This window comes from Komagataeibacter melomenusus (genome assembly GCF_013155395.1).
In the GTDB taxonomy this organism is placed as follows: Bacteria; Pseudomonadota; Alphaproteobacteria; order Acetobacterales; family Acetobacteraceae; genus Komagataeibacter; species Komagataeibacter melomenusus.
The window spans coordinates 14460-30409 of record NZ_JABJWC010000010.1 but is presented as its reverse complement, the minus strand read 5'-3'; the positions used below and the strand labels follow the sequence as shown (position 1 = coordinate 30409).

General features: G+C 61.7%; 14 protein-coding genes and 2 pseudogenes. 15 read left to right on the top strand and 1 reads right to left on the bottom strand.

Going from position 1 to position 15950, the window contains the following annotated elements; translation table 11 throughout:
• Positions 1 to 245 precede the first annotated feature (245 nt).
• Genes HNW77_RS06010 through parA form a run of 3 tightly spaced genes read left to right on the top strand, consistent with a single transcriptional unit; the run spans position 246 to position 2178 of the window.
• Positions 246 to 536, top strand: a complete 291-nt coding sequence (locus HNW77_RS06010; protein ID WP_172156083.1) for a helix-turn-helix transcriptional regulator — start codon at positions 246 to 248, stop codon at positions 534 to 536.
• Complete coding sequence (locus tag HNW77_RS06005) at positions 536 to 1591, top strand: replication initiator protein A (RefSeq protein ID WP_172156082.1); 1056 nt, start codon at positions 536 to 538, stop codon at positions 1589 to 1591. Before HNW77_RS06010 ends, HNW77_RS06005 begins: the two co-directional genes overlap by 1 nt.
• Positions 1588 to 2178 (top strand): ParA family partition ATPase, encoded by a 591-nt coding sequence (gene parA, locus HNW77_RS06000; RefSeq protein ID WP_187353192.1) that lies wholly within the window; start codon positions 1588 to 1590, stop codon positions 2176 to 2178. Before HNW77_RS06005 ends, parA begins: the two co-directional genes overlap by 4 nt.
• A gap of 25 nt (positions 2179 to 2203) precedes the next feature.
• Here parA and HNW77_RS05995 read toward each other — a convergent pair.
• A pseudogene (locus tag HNW77_RS05995) lies at positions 2204 to 3313 on the bottom strand (IS3 family transposase).
• Positions 3314 to 3378: 65 nt separating this feature from the next.
• Here HNW77_RS05995 and HNW77_RS05990 point away from each other — a divergent pair.
• The 12 genes and pseudogenes from HNW77_RS05990 to cas3 all read left to right on the top strand — a co-directional run.
• Positions 3379 to 3660 (top strand): annotated as a pseudogene (locus HNW77_RS05990) (helix-turn-helix transcriptional regulator); the annotation flags it as partial.
• 543 nt (positions 3661 to 4203) lie between these two features.
• Positions 4204 to 5637 (top strand): cytochrome ubiquinol oxidase subunit I, encoded by a 1434-nt coding sequence (locus tag HNW77_RS05985; RefSeq protein WP_172156081.1) that lies wholly within the window; start codon positions 4204 to 4206, stop codon positions 5635 to 5637.
• Positions 5638 to 5640: 3 nt separating this feature from the next.
• Positions 5641 to 6660: a cytochrome d ubiquinol oxidase subunit II gene (cydB, locus tag HNW77_RS05980; RefSeq protein ID WP_172156080.1), complete on the top strand. Its 1020-nt coding sequence runs from the start codon at positions 5641 to 5643 to the stop codon at positions 6658 to 6660.
• Positions 6647 to 6796, top strand: coding sequence for a DUF2474 domain-containing protein (locus HNW77_RS05975; RefSeq protein ID WP_172156079.1), 150 nt, complete (start codon positions 6647 to 6649; stop codon positions 6794 to 6796). The genes cydB and HNW77_RS05975 overlap by 14 nt, the downstream gene beginning before the upstream one ends.
• A 55-nt stretch (positions 6797 to 6851) precedes the next feature.
• Positions 6852 to 7355: a nitrate reductase associated protein gene (locus tag HNW77_RS05970; RefSeq protein ID WP_172156078.1), complete on the top strand. Its 504-nt coding sequence runs from the start codon at positions 6852 to 6854 to the stop codon at positions 7353 to 7355.
• An 18-nt stretch (positions 7356 to 7373) separates the two neighbouring features.
• Complete coding sequence (locus HNW77_RS05965; RefSeq protein WP_172156076.1) at positions 7374 to 9677, top strand: FdhF/YdeP family oxidoreductase; 2304 nt, start codon at positions 7374 to 7376, stop codon at positions 9675 to 9677.
• Positions 9678 to 9691: 14 nt separating this feature from the next.
• Complete coding sequence (moaA, locus tag HNW77_RS05960) at positions 9692 to 10777, top strand: GTP 3',8-cyclase MoaA (protein WP_172156074.1); 1086 nt, start codon at positions 9692 to 9694, stop codon at positions 10775 to 10777.
• 45 nt (positions 10778 to 10822) lie between these two features.
• Positions 10823 to 11452, top strand: a complete 630-nt coding sequence (locus tag HNW77_RS05955; protein WP_172156073.1) for an NTP transferase domain-containing protein — start codon at positions 10823 to 10825, stop codon at positions 11450 to 11452.
• Positions 11440 to 11682 (top strand): MoaD/ThiS family protein, encoded by a 243-nt coding sequence (locus HNW77_RS05950; protein ID WP_172156072.1) that lies wholly within the window; start codon positions 11440 to 11442, stop codon positions 11680 to 11682. The genes HNW77_RS05955 and HNW77_RS05950 overlap by 13 nt, the downstream gene beginning before the upstream one ends.
• Positions 11679 to 12101 (top strand): molybdenum cofactor biosynthesis protein MoaE, encoded by a 423-nt coding sequence (locus HNW77_RS05945; RefSeq protein WP_172156071.1) that lies wholly within the window; start codon positions 11679 to 11681, stop codon positions 12099 to 12101. Before HNW77_RS05950 ends, HNW77_RS05945 begins: the two co-directional genes overlap by 4 nt.
• Positions 12102 to 12141: 40 nt before the next feature.
• Entirely contained in the window at positions 12142 to 12945 is an 804-nt protein-coding gene (fdhD, locus tag HNW77_RS05940) for a formate dehydrogenase accessory sulfurtransferase FdhD (protein WP_172156070.1), read from the top strand.
• 213 nt (positions 12946 to 13158) lie between these two features.
• Positions 13159 to 15867, top strand: coding sequence for a CRISPR-associated helicase Cas3' (cas3, locus tag HNW77_RS05935; protein WP_276592062.1), 2709 nt, complete (start codon positions 13159 to 13161; stop codon positions 15865 to 15867).
• The last annotated feature ends 83 nt before the right edge of the window (positions 15868 to 15950 follow it).

Here is a 15950-nt window from a genome sequence, read left to right as displayed (position 1 = left end):
TCCCTCTCAAGATCGCGTGAAATACTCTTTATGGAGAGGGTGTTATGCGCTGAGTTCCATGCTGGGGCGATACTGGATCTCGGCGTTCTACACAGGTCCGGCATTATCGCCAGCCTTACCCTGTCCAGCTGCGATCTCGCACCGCCACGAGATCGCAGCTGGTCCCGATACACGCCGTTTTGTCACGCTGCTCCCCACAGGCCGCATCTGTCCCGCGACCTGCGATAGCTACAGGGAGCCGTCCCATGACATCCAGTCCCGACGTCACCATGCCACCGCGCTACCTGCGCACACCCGACGCCTCGCAATTTGTCGGTCTGTCCATCCGCACACTCGAAAAACACCGGATCTACGGCACCGGTCCCCGCTATTCGAAGCTGGGCGGCCGCGTTGTCTATCGGGTGGATGAACTGCAGGCCTGGGTAGACAGCGCCGCCCGCGCCCATACATCCGATACCACGGCACGCGTCATTCCGGCTGCAGCACGACGGAGTCCGCTGATCCCGCCATCTCCCGCACGCGGGGAGGAACGCTGATGGACGCTCCGCTTCCGCTGCGCTCCGAGCGGGCGAGCCTGCACCTGTTCCGTACGCTGCCCGGTGACATGGCGCCACGGGACATGCAGGATCTCATGGCCTTTCCCTTTTTCAGCCTGGCCAAGTCGCCCCGCATCGTTCCGATCGATTTCGCGGCTGGCGGCGTCACCATCCGGGTGGAGGCGTCGGCCGAACACGGCCTCGCCACGATCTGGGATGCAGACATCCTGATCTGGGCCGCGAGTCATATTGTCGAAGCCCGGGATGCTGGGCGTCGGATATCGCGTCGCATGGTCGCAAGCCCCCACGAAATCCTGCGTTTCATCGGCCGGGGCACAAGTATCCGCGACTATAACCGGCTGCGGGCCGCGCTCAACCGCCTTCAGGCGACCTCCATCATGACATCCCTGCGTCAGTCCGCCGAAAAACGCCTGCACCGGTTTTCATGGATCAACGAATGGGCCGCACGCACCGATAGCGGGGGGCAGAGCGATGGGGTCGAACTGGTGCTCCCGGACTGGCTTTATGCGGCCCTGCTCGATGACACGCTCGTGCTGACGATTGACCGGGCCTATTTCTCCCTGACAGGCGGGCTGGAGCGCTGGTTCTACCGCGTCGTGCGCAAGCATGGTGGCCATCAGCGACGTGGCTGGCGCTTCGAATTCCGGCATCTGTACGAAAAATCGGCCAGCCTGTCGTCCTTCACACGGTTCAGCCTCGAACTGCGTCAGATGGCACGCCGCCAGCCCCTTCCGGGATACCGGTTATCGGTGGAACGCAACCGCGACGGGATCGAAATTCTGGTGTTCGCCCGCGTCAGGTTATCCACACCCTCCTGTGGACTTCCTGTGAATCCGCTCGTGCCATCATGTGTGGATAAGCACGTGCCATCACGTCATCGGGACACGTGCTATCATGCATCGAAAACGCCGAATCAGGACGTAAAAACCGATGGTTACGGCGCCCTTAACTTAGACTCTAACTTAAAAGAATCTAACTTTGTTGATGTTGCTGGCGCCTCGGACCTGTGGATAAGTCAGGAGGGCACGCCATGATCGTGGCCTTCCTTAACCAGAAGGGTGGCGTCGGCAAGACCACCCTGGCACTGCATCTTGCCGGGCAGTGGGCTCGGGAAGGGCGACGCGTGACGGTCATCGACGCCGACCCGCAGGGTTCGGCGCTGGACTGGTCGGAACAGCGTGCCCGTGAAGGCCTGCCCCGGCCGTTCGGGGTCATCGGGCTGGCACGCGACACGCTGCACCGGGAAGCACCCGAACTGGCCCATGAGGTGGATCACGTCGTCATCGACGGGCTGCCCAGGGTTGCAGGCCTGCTGCGTTCGGCCCTGCTTGCGGCCGATCTCGTGCTGATCCCGGTCCAGCCCTCCCCGTTCGATGGCTGGGCTTCGGCGGAGATGCTGCGCCTGCTCTCCGAGGCACGGCTGTTCCGTCCGACGCTTCTGGCCCGCTTCGTGCTCAACCGCTGCGGGGCGGGGACCACCATCGCCCGCGAAATCGGTCTGGCGCTCGCCGATCACGATCCACCCGTGCTGGCGGCACGGATCGGGCAGCGTGTCGCCTTCGCCGATACGGCGCGCACCGGACGCCTGGTCACGGACTGGTGCACGCGTGTGGACTTGTAACGGTTTTGTGCCGGTCAGGAAGTGCTTATGCCACTCTTGCTTCAAAAGCGAGTGGGCTGATACCGCCCAGATATGAATGGCGTCGACGTGGATTGTAGAAACCATTGATATACTGGAAGATGGCGGCGGTAGCCTGACGGCGGGTTGGCCAGTTTTGTCTCCAGAGCCACTCCGCCTTCAGGCTTTTGAAAAATGTTTCGACGGCAGCGTTGTCAAAACAGTTTCCCTTTCCGGACATTGAAGCCAGCAGCCCATGGGCCAGCAGCTTTTTCTGGACATCATGGGAGCCATACTGGCTGCCACGATCGGAGTGGAAAATGCAGCTGCACCGCCATATCCAGGGCACGGATGGCCAGATCCTTTTTCATCCGGTCGCATGCCCCCCACCCGATCACACGACGACTGAACAGATCGATGACGCCAGCGAGGTAGAGCCAGCCCTCGGCAGTCCAGACATAACTGATATCTCCCGCCCATTTCCGGTTGGGGCCATCGGCAAGGAAATCACCGTCCAGAAGGTTGGTCGCAATGTCAGACTGGTGGTGGCTGTCGGTCGTCACCTTGTGGCGACGGGTGCGCACGGGCCGGATCCCGTTGTCCTTCATGACGCGGCCAACGCGACGTTCCCCGACATCAAGCCCGGCTTCCCTGAGTTCCATGGTCATGCGCGGCCGTCCGCTGGAACGGTTGCTCAGGGCAAAATGCTCACGGATATGCGTCAGTACCTTCAGATCGGTACGTTGCCGCTGGCAGGCCGGTCGGGATGTCCAGGCCCGGTAACCCCGTGCCGAGACCCGCAAGACCTGGCTCAGCCTCCCGATTGGCCATTCATGCCGATGTCCGTGGATGAAAGCGAACCTCATGGTTTTTGGCTCGCGAAGAACTGGGTAGCTTTTTTTAGGATTTCCCTCTCCTCCCGTAAAATCCGGTTCTCCAGGCGAAGACGAAGACGTTCATTCTCGCGGGCCAGATCAGCCTGAGGCCCTGATGCCGGCTTGCCCGGACGATAATCTGCTATCCATTTCGCCAGGGTGGATTTGCCAATACCCAGATCGGCCGCAACACGCGTGCGTGACAGTCCGTTGCTTAACGCGATCCTTACGGCCTCGCGCTTGAAATCTTCCGTATGCTTCATGGTCTTGTCGGTCTCCTCATGCGAGCTTTAAACGCTCAGATGACCGGCACAAAACCGTTACAAGTCCAATCCGCAAGGGGACAAAGTTGCGCCTGCATTATCGCGATCAACAGGGCACGCCAACCGGGCGTACGGTATGGCCTGTGGTGCTCGGCTATTCGGACACCACGCGCATGCTGATCGCCTGGTGCGAACTGCGGCAGGACTTCCGCCATTTCCGTATGGACCGGATGGGGGCGGTGGAAATTCTGGATGAGCCGGCAGGCGAGCCGCACGCCCGACTGCTGCGGCGCTGGGAGGTACGGCGTGCATCGGAACTTGCAGGAGTTACGAATGCAGCACGGTGACGGTCTCTTTACACTATCTGGCATAGAGCAATGCGCGAGTACAGTGGCGCTGCCCCGGTTTTGATGCCGCGACGGAACAGGCAGGGCAGGCCCGGCGGTGAAAGTTCGGGTTTTGGCACCGATCTCTGTGGATTTTCCATTCAGTGCAGTCGGATCAGGGGTGCAGGGATGACAGATCTTTGGCAAAATTCTGCCTGCACCCCATTATATTCAGCATAAATAGCCAATCCCCCCGATACGGCCGTGCTCGCATTAAAAACCGGAGATATCCGTGAGATAACCTGCAGTTGGATATTAATATATTGGGTTGTCTATATTTCATAATAACCATACAAAATCTATCAATGCTTTTATCATAAGCGCTGTTTATGATCTTATGTATAATCTGTCTTGGACGTCATGCGTCTGACTGATCTAGTACGCTTATCCACGACACCGAAGCATGTGTCCGTCTTTCTGGCTGGTTCATTGCTTGCGGCGCCACTATGCCGAGAAGTTATTTATAACTGTTATTTCTCTCGCCATAAGTTTTGGAAAGTATAGATGCAATACGCACATGACCCGGCACTCCTTCTGGCGCGCTTCCAGTTTGCCTTTACCGTAGGTGTTCATATCATCTTTCCGGCCTTCTCCATCGGGCTGGCGGCCTATCTTGCCGTGCTGGAAGGGCTGTGGCTCAGGACGGGACGGCCCGTATTCCTTGATCTTTACCGATACTGGATCAAGGTCTTCTCCATCGTCTTCGGCATGGGCGTGGTGTCGGGACTGGTCATGTCATATGAATTCGGCACCAACTGGTCGGTTTTTTCCAAAAAGGCCGGGCCGATTACCGGCGTGCTCCTGTCCTATGAAGTCATGACCGCGTTTTTTCTTGAGGCAGGCTTCCTCGGCGTCATGCTGTTCGGCATGAACAAGGTGGGGCGCGGACTGCATTTTGCGGCCACATGCTGCGTATCGGTCGGCACCCTGATTTCCATGACATGGATACTGTCCTCCAATTCATGGATGCAGACGCCGCGCGGCTACACCATCGACCCCGCCACCGGGCGCTTCATGCCGGCGGACTGGCTGGCCATCATCTTCAACCCGTCCTTTCCGTTCCGCCTTGTGCATATGGGGCTGGCGGCGTTCCTGTCGGTGGCCTTCATCGTGGGGGCCACGGGGGCGTGGCATATGCTCAAAGCCCGCAAGGCGGGAAAGATCTCGAGCGAGCCGGTGCGGGTCATGTTTTCCATGGCCATGTGGATGGCGGCGATCGTGGCCCCGCTCCAGATCCTGGCGGGCGACGCACACGGGCTTAACACGCTCAAATACCAGCCCGCCAAGATTGCCGCGATGGAAGGGGACTGGGTCTCGGAAGACCACGCGCCCGAACTGCTGTTCGGCATTCCCAACATGAAGACCGAACACACGGATTATGCCGTCAAACTGCCGCTGGCCGGATCGCTGATCCTGACGCACAGCCTGAACGGCAAGGTGCCGGGCATGAAGGATTTTCCGCGTGACCAGCGGCCGCCATCACCGGTCATCTTCTTTTCTTTCCGCATCATGGTGGCTCTTGGCATGCTGATGATGCTGGTCGGGTTGTGGTCGCTCTGGCTGCGGCGCAACAGCACGCTGTTCACCAACCCGCTCTTCCACCGTGTTGCACTGTGCATGGCGCCGGCGGGCTTCCTGGCGCTGCTGTGCGGCTGGATCACGACCGAGGTGGGGCGCCAGCCCTGGACCGTCTATGGCCTGCTGCGCACGTCTGACAGCGTCTCACCCGTTGCCCTGTCCTCCATGGCGTTCTCGATGACAGCGTTCGTGGTGGTCTACGTGCTCGTGTTTGGCTCAGGGCTGGGCATTCTGGTGCGCATGCTGGGCCGTGCGCCGCAGGAGGGCGAGCATGATACCCCGCCATCCCACGCATCCGGGATTCTGGCGACCAGCATGCATCCGGGCGTGATTGATCCCTCTACTGGCAAAGGAGCCTGAGGCATGATGGACTTCGCATACTGGCTTCCCATCATATGGGCCGTCATTCTGGTCGCCGCCATTTCGATCTATGTCGTGCTTGACGGCTTTGACCTTGGCATCGGGATGCTGTTCGCACTCGAACGCCACCCGGACCGCCGCGATGTGATGGTCAACACCATTGCCCCGGTGTGGGATGGCAACGAGACATGGATGGTACTGGGCGGGGCCGTGCTGTACGGCGTCTTTCCCGGTGCCTACGCCACCCTGCTGCCCGCCTTCTACCTGCCGATCGTGCTGATGCTGCTCGCCCTGATCTTTCGCGGCGTGGCGTTCGAATTCCGGGTCATGACACGTGGCACGGGCAGGGAAGGGATGTGGAATGCCGGTTTCATGGCAGGCTCCGCCATCGCCGCCTTCTGCCAGGGCGCGATCCTTGGCGGCGTGGTGCAGGGCATCAGGGTTGTTGATGGCGCCTTTGCCGGTGGCCCGCTCGACTGGCTCACGCCGTTCAGCATCCTGTGTGGCCTGTCGGTCATGTGCGGTTACGCCCTGCTCGGCGCAACGTGGCTGATCTGGCGCACAACCGGCGTGCTGGAGGCATCCTGCCGCCGCTGGGCCGCGCGGCTGGCCGTGGGCCTGTTCATCGGCATTGTCGCGGTCAGCCTGTGGACACCGCTGCTGCACGCCCCGTACCTGCGCCGCTGGACCGACTGGCCCAACATCGCATTCGTCGCCCCCGTGCCGGTTCTGGTGGTCGTGCTGGGCGCGCTGTTTGTCATGGGGCTGCGCAGGGGCCACTCGAAGGGGCCCTTCCTGTGCGCGCTGGGCTGGTTCTTCCTGTGCCTGTCCGGTCTGGGCATTACGGTGTGGCCCTATGCCGTGCCGCCGGGCCTGACGTTGTGGGATGTGTCATCCCCGCCATCCAGCCAGTTCTTCCAGCTGATCGGCACCGCCATCCTGCTGCCGATCATCCTGACCTACACGATCTATTCCTACCACGTCTTTCGCGGAAAGGTGACACAGACCGATGGGTATCACTGATATTGTCCGGGGCAACGGAGATGACGCACCCCCGCGCAGCGCGGCACGGATCGCATGGTTCGTTGCGATCTGGTCGCTGAGCACCGCGGTGTTTTTCGGGGCGGCGTTGCTGCTGCACCTGATCGTTCCCCGGTAAAGCGGGTCGCGTGTCCACCTGTTGTTTCCCTCCCTCCATTACGGGATCTGGCCCAATGCTTTTTGACTTTGAACGTGACTTTGCAGGCTCCCTGCGGTGCATTCCCATGATCGCGCGGCAGAAGCTTGATATTGTCGGCATAAAACTGAGCCTGCGCCAGTGGAGCCGCTTTACACGCGAGGAAAGGGGCCAGCTTGCCGAGCAGCCGTGCGAAACCGTGGCCGAACAGGCGGCCTACCGCGAACGGGTCGCCCACCTGATCGCGACCCGCAGCGACGAACCGCTGCGCCCGCTTGCCGTGCGCGGACTGGAAGACTGGCGCGAAGAAGGCCGGATGCCCGAGGCAGTCAGGATACAGGCACAGGCTGATGGCATAGCGCCACCCACGGCGCAGCAATGGGCCAGCCTGCTGCCACTCCAGAGATTTGCGCTGGTGAAGCTGGCCCGCTCGAAGCATGAGAATGAAAACTTCGTGCCCGCGATGCGGGAGTTCGGCCTGCTGCAACAACATGCTGGGGTGCTGCATGATGCGGGTGCCCACGCCCGCCTGCCCAACTGAAGGAAGAGGGTCAAGATCATGAGCAACGAAAAAACGCCTGAATACAAACCCTATCATCATCCGGCGGGCGGGTGGGGTGCGGCCGGGGCCACTGCAAAAGTGCTGATGGAACAGAGCGTTCTGGTCAAGGGATCGCGCGGGCTTTTATCCATGAACCAGCCGGGCGGTTTCAAATGCCCCAGCTGCGCATTCCCTGACCCCGACCATCGCAAGACGCTGGAGTTCTGCGAAAACGGAGCCAAGGCGCTGGCGCATGAAGTCACAAAGGGGCGTGTGACGCGGGAGTTCTTTGAAAAATACACCGTTACCGAACTGATGCAGAAAAGCGATTACTGGCTGGAAATGCAGGGCCGCCTGACCGAGCCGATGCGCTACGACGCCGAAAGTGATCGCTACGTGCCCGTGGCATGGGATGACGCATTTGCCCTGATCGGCCAGCACCTGCGCGCCCTCGACAGCCCGCATCAGGCGGAGTTCTATACATCGGGCCGCACGGCGAACGAGACCGCGTTCCTGTATTCCATCTTCGTGCGTGAATTCGGCACCAACAATTTCCCCGACTGCTCGAACATGTGCCACGAGCCGACCAGCCGTGGCCTGCCGCCTGCCATCGGCATTGGCAAGGGCACGATCGTCATGGGCGATTTCGAGCATGCCGAAGCAATCTTCGTGGTGGGGCAGAATACCGGCACCAATTCGCCGCGCATGATGACCAACCTGGTCGAAGCCCGCAAACGCGGCGTGCCGATCGTGCTGATCAACCCGATGCCCGAGCGCGCGCTGATCCGCTTTACCGAGCCGCAGGATGTGCTGCAGATGGGCACGTTCGGCTCGACCCCCATCTCCAGCGAATTCGTGCATGTGCGCATCGGTGGCGACCTCGCCATCTTCAAGGGCATGATGAAGGCGCTTTTTGAGGCCGAAGCACGCGGCGAGAAGGTGCTGGATCGCGACTTCATCAATGAGCACACCGCAGGCATTGAAGCCCTGCGGGATGATGTCATGGGCTGTAGCTGGGACGAGATTACCCGCATCTCGGGCATAACCGAGGAACAGATCCGCAAGATCGCGGATATCTACATGAAATCCAATGCCACGATCATCTGTTACGGCATGGGCCTGACACAGCATCAGGAAGGATCGCGCCTGATCCAGCAGGTGGCCAACCTGCTGCTGCTGCGCGGCAATTTTGGCAAGCCCGGTGCCGGTATCGCGCCGATCCGTGGCCACTCCAACGTGCAGGGCGACCGTACGGTGGGCATTGATGAAAAACCGACCCAGGCCTATCTGGACCGCGTGCGCGATGTGTTCGGCTTTGAACCACCGCGCGAACATGGGCACCATGTGCTTGAAGCCGTCGAGGCCATGGAAGCGGGCACCGCCAAGGTGTTCTTTGGCATGGGGGGCAATTTCATCCGCGCCGTGCCCGATACGGACCGCTCCTATGCGGCCATGCGCAACCTCAACCTGACAGTTGGCGTGGCGACAAAGCTGAACCGGGGGCATCTGGTGCATGGCAAGGATGCACTCATCCTGCCGGTTGTGGCCCGCTCGGAAATCATCCGCACGCAGGCAGGCGAGCAGTTCGTGACCATTGAGGATGCGATGGCGAATGTCACGGCATCGCGCGGCGTGTTCGAGCCCGTGAGCGAGCATGTGCTGCCGGAAACCGAGATCGTCTGCCGCATGGCCATGGCGGCACTGCCCAACTCCCGCACGCCATGGGCGGATTACATGGTCGATTATACCCTGATCCGGGACAGGATTGCCGACGTCTATCCTGAAATCTATGCGGATTTCTCTGAAAAGATCAAAAATCCGCATGGCTTCCACCTCGACATCCCGCCCCGTCGCCGCGTGTGGAAGACACCCAATGGCAAGGCGAATTTCCTCGTGCTGCCGGGGCTGGAAGTCGATGTGCCGGTCAAGGACAAGGCCATGCTGCGCCTGGCCACCATCCGTTCGCATGACCAGTATAATACGACCATCTACAGCAACAGCGATCGTTACCGTGGGGTGTACAACACCCGTCTTGTCGTGTTCATGAACAAGGATGACATGGCAGAACGCGGCCTGGCGAACGGGGATGTGATTGGCCTTGAAACCTACAGCGATGACGGGATCAGGCGCTATGTCGATGGCCTGAACGTGCTCGACTACCCCATGCCGCGCGGCGCCATAGCCGGATACTACCCGGAACTGAACCCGCTGCTGCCGCTGGACTATTTTGACGAGATCAGTGGAACGCCCGCAGCCAAATCGATCCCGGTCAGGGTGGTGGAAAGTGTTGCATCCGCACCGCCCATCCGGATTGCGGGCTGACAGGGCAGGCGGCCATGGATGACGATCAGAACAGCCGCGCGGCCCTTGCCGTGCCGCCTGTCGACCAGCTTGGCCGCGCGCTGCGTGACCTGCGTATTTCGGTCATGGACCGGTGCAATTTCCGGTGTCCCTACTGCATGCCCGAAGCGACCTATCACGAGGGCTTCCGGTTTCTGGGGCCAGGGGAACGGCTGGATTTTGACGAGATCGAGCAGGTCGCGCGCATGGCCGCTGAACTGGGTGTTGCCAAAATACGGCTGACGGGTGGCGAGCCTCTCCTGCGGCCCGGCCTGCCTGATCTGGTCCGCCGCCTGAGCACCCTGCCGGGCATTGAGGATGTGGCGCTGACAACCAATGGCGTGCTGCTGCCACGCTTTGCGCCAGCCTTGCGTCAGGCGGGGCTGCGGCGTGTAACGGTCAGCCTCGACAGTCTTGACCCGGCCGTGTTTGCCCATATGAGCGGTGGCAGGGGTGATCTGGCTGCCGTGCTGAAGGGCATTGATGCCGCCTGTGCCACAGGCTTCGAGGGCGGTGTCAAGATCAACACCGTGGTGCAGCGGGGCGTGAATGATGCGGGTGTGCCCGATATCCTCGCGCGCTTTCGCAAGACCGGCGTAACCGTCCGTCTGATCGAATACATGGACGTGGGCAATCGCAACGGGTGGGACCGTGCCGATGTCGTGCCCTCAGGCGAACTGCGCGCCCGCATCGCGGCACGCTGGCCCCTTGAAGCGTTGCCGCCCCGCTATCGTGGTGAGGTGGCACGTCGTTACCGCTATGCGGATGGGGCAGGGGAGATCGGGTTCGTCTCGTCCGTCAGTGCACCATTCTGTGGTGCCTGCTCGCGTGCGCGCCTGTCTTCTGATGGGAAGCTTTATACCTGCCTGTTCGCTACGGCTGGCACGGATCTGCGTGCACTCCTGCGCGGGAATACCGGTGATGCCGAAATTGATGAACAACTGCGCACAATTCTGTCACGGATCTGGCGTCATCGAACGGATCGTTACAGCGAGGAACGGATGTGCCAGCCAGAATTACGGGCCAGCGGGGAAAAGGCATTCCGGCAGGAAAAAATCGAAATGCATTATATCGGGGGATGACATGGATTTCCGGCGCACATCCCAATATTCACCGGGGCGCAAGCCATGACGGCGTTACTGTACGGGCTTGTCCTGGCCGGTGGGGCAAGCCAGCGCATGGGCCGGGACAAGGCGGCCCTGCCTTATGGTGGCCGCCCGCAGCTTGCCCGCGCTTTTGACCTCGTGGCGCGGCATGTAGGGCGCTGTTTCCTCTCGATACGTGCTGATCAGCAGTCTGATCCGCTCCGCGCGGCCTATCCCTGCATTATGGACAGGCAGGAGATAAAGGACAGGCTCGGCGGCGGCCCGATGGTCGGTGTACTCTCCGCCCACGTGGCTTGTCCGGATGTGGCGTGGCTGGTCATTGCCTGCGACCTGCCGATGCTTGACGATACGACGCTTGCCGCTCTTGTTAACGAACGCAACGCGGATCTGGCCGCCACGGCCTATGTGAGCGAAAGCGACGGAGCGCCCGAGCCGCTCTGTACGATATGGGAACCCGCAACGCTGGCCGCCCTGCACGGCCAGGCAGCAGGCCAGACAGTCCGGCCGCGCCGGATACTCGCCCGTTCGGCGGTTCGTCTCCTTGAAGTAGAAAAAACAGGTGCGCTGGAAAACGTCAACGCGCCAGATGAACGCGAGCGGGTACTGAAATACTTTGAATGTTCTGAACAGGACGTAAAATGCCAGACATAGAGTTACAGTATTTCGCCCAGCTTCAGGATGAAGCCGGGCGGGGACATGAAAGACGACAGACCCCGGCCCCCACGGCCGCAGCACTCTATGATGAACTCCGTAACGTCTATGGCTTTGCGCTGGCGCCCGCCTGCATGCGTGTTGCGATCAACGCTGCCTTCGCCCCATGGGATCAGCCTTTGCGCGAAGGCGATCACGTTGCCTTCATTCCGCCGGTGACGGGCGGATGAACGACTTCATCATGGCGGATGCGCCAATGGATACCAGCGCCCTGCGCAGGGCGCTCCTTGTTCCCCAGGCAGGCGGGTTCTGCTCCTTTGAGGGATGGGTCAGGCAGGCGAACGAAGGTCGGGCCGTTTGCGGCATCGACTACAGTGCGTTCGTGCCACTGGCGCTGACGGAAGGGCAACGCATCTTGCTGGAGGCAAAACAGCGTTTTGCCATCTGTCGTGTCACCGCCATGCACCGGACGGGCTACCTGCCCATAGGCGAGACGGCGGTATGGATTGGCGTTGCCGCGGCCCATCGCGATGCGGCTTTCAGCGCCTGTCGCTACATTATCGATGAGATCAAGCAGCGCGTCCCGATCTGGAAACATGAGCATTATGCCAGCGGTGAGACCGGATGGGTGCCGTGTCACACCCGCTGACCATTGAACACTGTCCCTCTCGATGCCTGAGGCTGCCGTAATGCCCGCTCTCTTTTACCCGTTGGATGTGCGTTCCCTGTCGCGTCCGGATGAACGGTTCAGCCTGAACGTGGCGGAGGAAGTGCCGGTCAGCCTCCTGTTCAACGGGATCTTTCCCTATGGCACGATGATGATGACGCCCGCGGACCTTGAGGATTTTGCCTACGGATACTGCATGACCGAACAGATCGTGGGGTCAGTTGCAGAAATCCGCTCGGTAAATATTGTCACGATGGAAGATGGCCTGACCCTTGATATTGTCATCAGGGGAAGGGCACTGACGCAGCTTATGCGCCGCAATGTCCGCATGCAGGCAGGCCATTCGAGTTGCGGCATATGCGGCAGCGAGGCCGTGCCGGCCTATGACGCTGTAGCCGCCGCCCCGTTGGGGGAAGGTCCGTGCCTGTCGGTGGCCGCAATCCGCACTGCCTTGCATGAACTGCGCACGTGGCAGACGCTGAATGCGGCAACACGGATGGTCCATGCGGCCGCATGGGCAGATAATCATGGTCATATTCACATGATTAGGGAGGACGTGGGGCGGCACAATGCGCTGGACAAGCTGATCGGTGCGTGTGCCCGCGACCCGCAGGCGTGCCCCGAAGGCTTCTGTCTGCTGACAAGCCGCTATTCGTTTGAAATGGCGCTCAAGACGGTGCGGGCCGGTATTGCCGTTGTAGTCGCGATTTCGGCCCCGACATATCGTGCCTTCCGGACGGCTGAAAAAATGAACCAGACCCTGATCGCCATTGCGCGCCACGATGAACAGACGCTGTTCTGTGGTGGAAAGCGCCTTGCTGGATAGTATTCCACGCCCTGAAAAAATAAAAATGACCCGGCCCACAGGCTGTAAGCCGGTCAGCATGCGCTGGCGTGTGACATGTTTTTCAGGCAGCCGTTACCCGGTTTGAACAAGTAACGGATAAACGATCTGCATCCGCGTTTATTTTCGCTGTCGCGATAAAGCTTTAATGCATGTTTCATCATATGCAGGCTGGGGCGGTAAAAGGGGGGCTACGTGGCGGGAAAGGTGAATGACGGGCTGCGGTTTTTCTGGGGCAAGGCCCGTCCCGCCGGTCAGGCGGAAGACGTAACGGCCCCGACCCACCCCCTTGTCGCCCATATGCTTGATGTGGCGGCCGTGGCGGTCCTGTGGCCCGGTAGCAGTCGGCTGGGGCTGGACCGCCGGCAGCTTGGCCTGCTTGTGGCGCTGCATGATATGGGCAAGGTGACGCCAGCGTTCCAGGCCAAGGTTCCGGCGCACTGGCCGCGGCAGGCGCTCGGGCCATTGCCTGATACGGTGGTGGACTCACGCCATGATGTGGATGGCCTGATTCTGCTCGACCGGGTCTGCGCGGATGTGCTGGCGCCGTTATTTGGCGCGGATGCCGATGGGCTGGAATGGGAAGCCGATGACAAGGCGCAGCTATGGCGCGCCGTTGCGGGGCATCACGGCCAGCCGGTCGCAATAGATGAAACGAGAGCCCGTACTCTGGGCCATGCCGCCTGTGCGGCCCATGCCCGCGAACTGGCCGGTCTGCTCCTTGACGTGTTTCGCCCGCCGCCCATTCCCGTCCCGTCGCTGGATCAGTTGCGGCAACTGGAATGGCAGCTTGCGGGTGTCACGGTGGTGACGGACTGGATCGGCTCCCGGCAGGACTGGTTCCCTTACGTGCAGCCTGATGACGTGGCCGATGCTGCCGGGTATTTCTGGAACCACGCGCTGCCGCGTGCCCAGCACGCCCTGGCCCGCGCAGGGCTTGGCCCCGTAACGGTTGCGCCCTTCAGGGGCATCGGGCACCTGTTCGCCCATGTCCAGGTGCCATCTCCCGTTCAGGCCCTGCTGGAGGAGATTGCCCTGCCTGCCGGGCCGGCGCTGGTGGTGATCGAGGACATGACAGGCTCGGGCAAGACCGAGGCGGCTCTGGTGGTAGCGCACCGGCTGATGGCGTCTGGTCGGGCCACGGGCCTGTTTGTGGCACTCCCCACAATGGCGACCGCCAACGCCATGTTCGACCGGATAGCTGCGGCCTATCGTGGCCTGTTCCAGCCATCTGCCCATCCCTCGCTCGCACTTGCGCATGGCCGTGCTTTGCTCGATCCGCGTTTTGCTGCGGTCGTGGCGCCGGATGATGCGCTTGATGCCGCAGCCGTGCCACAGGCGCGCATGGAGGCGGCTGAAGTGTCGTGCGCTGCGTGGCTTGCGGGTGAATCGCGCCGGGCGCTGCTTGCACAGGTGGGCGTGGGCACCATTGATCAGGCCCTTATGGCGGTCTTGCCGGTCCGGTTCGCCACCATCCGGCAGGCCGGGCTGGCGGGCAAGGTGCTGCTGGTTGATGAATGCCATGCCTATGACCCCTACATGCAGGCGGAAATGGCGGCCCTGCTGCGCTTCCATGCCAGCATGGGGGGCTCCGCCATACTGCTTTCGGCAACATTGACCAAGGCCGTACGGCAGAAACTTGTGGCGGCATTCCGGGCGGGATTGCAGCAGGAGGCGCCGGTCAGCCTGTCCAGCACGGCCTATCCGCTTGTTACGCTCGTAGGCTGCGATGGCATGACCGAGCAGCCCTGTGCCCCGCGCCCGGGCCTCGCGCGCCGCATTGCGGTCAGGCAGTCAGGGAGCGAGGCTGCGGTCATGGTGGATGTCGTGGCCGCTGCAGGGCAGGGGGCGGCTGTAGCGTGGGTGCGCAATACGGTGGATGACGTGATCGCCACGGCCCGGGCACTGGCGCAGCAGGGGGTTGAGGCGCAGGTGTTTCATGCCCGTTTTGCCATGATCGACCGCCTGGCCATCGAGCGCGACGTGCTGGCGCGCTTTGGCAGGAACAGCATGCCCGCTGACCGGGCCGGGGTGCTGGTGGCCAGCCAGGTTATCGAGCAGTCCCTTGACCTGGATTTTGACGTGCTGTGCACGGATCTTGCCCCGATGGACCTGATTATCCAGCGTGCGGGCCGCCTCAGGCGCCACCAGCGTGCGGCGCGACCGATAGACCGCGATGAAATCTGTGTTCTGGCGCCCGCCCCGGTGGATGATCCGGACCCGGAATGGATCCGTCGCCTCCTGCCGGGCACGGCGGCCGTTTATCGTGATCCCGCCCTGCTGTGGCGCACGGCGCGCGCGTTGCTGCGCATGGGCACGATAGAAAGCCCCGGCAATGTGCGTGACCTGATCGAGGCGGCGGGCGATACATCCATAACGCCGGAAGGACTGGCCACGGCGAGTAGCGTGGCAACCGGGCACGGCCTTGCTGCCCATGATGCGGCCCGGCGGAACATACTGCATCATGAATGGGGCTACACGCCAGGCAGCGGCTTATGGGAGCCCGATATCCGCACGCCCACGCGGCTGGAGGAACGGCCTTACGTGACCGTGCGCCTTGGCGTGCTCAGGGCAGGGCAGGTGTGGCCCTGGGCTGCGCTGAAAGACGAGACCCTTGCCGCCGCCCATGCGCACCGGCGGGCATGGGCGTTATCCGAAGTTTCGGTGGCGCAGGGCAGGCTTGCCTCATGCCATGTTGCAGAGGACGCGCGTGAAGCCGTAGCCACCGCCCGTGCAGGCTGGTCGCGTTGGGAACGCGAGGCAGACGACCGGTTTCTCCTGTTGCTGTTAACCGAGGTCGAGGGCGGGGCCGAAGGGCGTGGGCACAACGCGAAAGGCCACGCGGTTGTCGTGCGCTATGATAACCGATATGGTCTGGAGGTTGTTCCCGCACCTGCGGGATGACCCGTCTTGCAGAGTCAGATGGTCAGCGTTCCCTGCTCTGGCAGGGATTATATAGTGAACATTTCCGGGTGCCACCTTTCCGA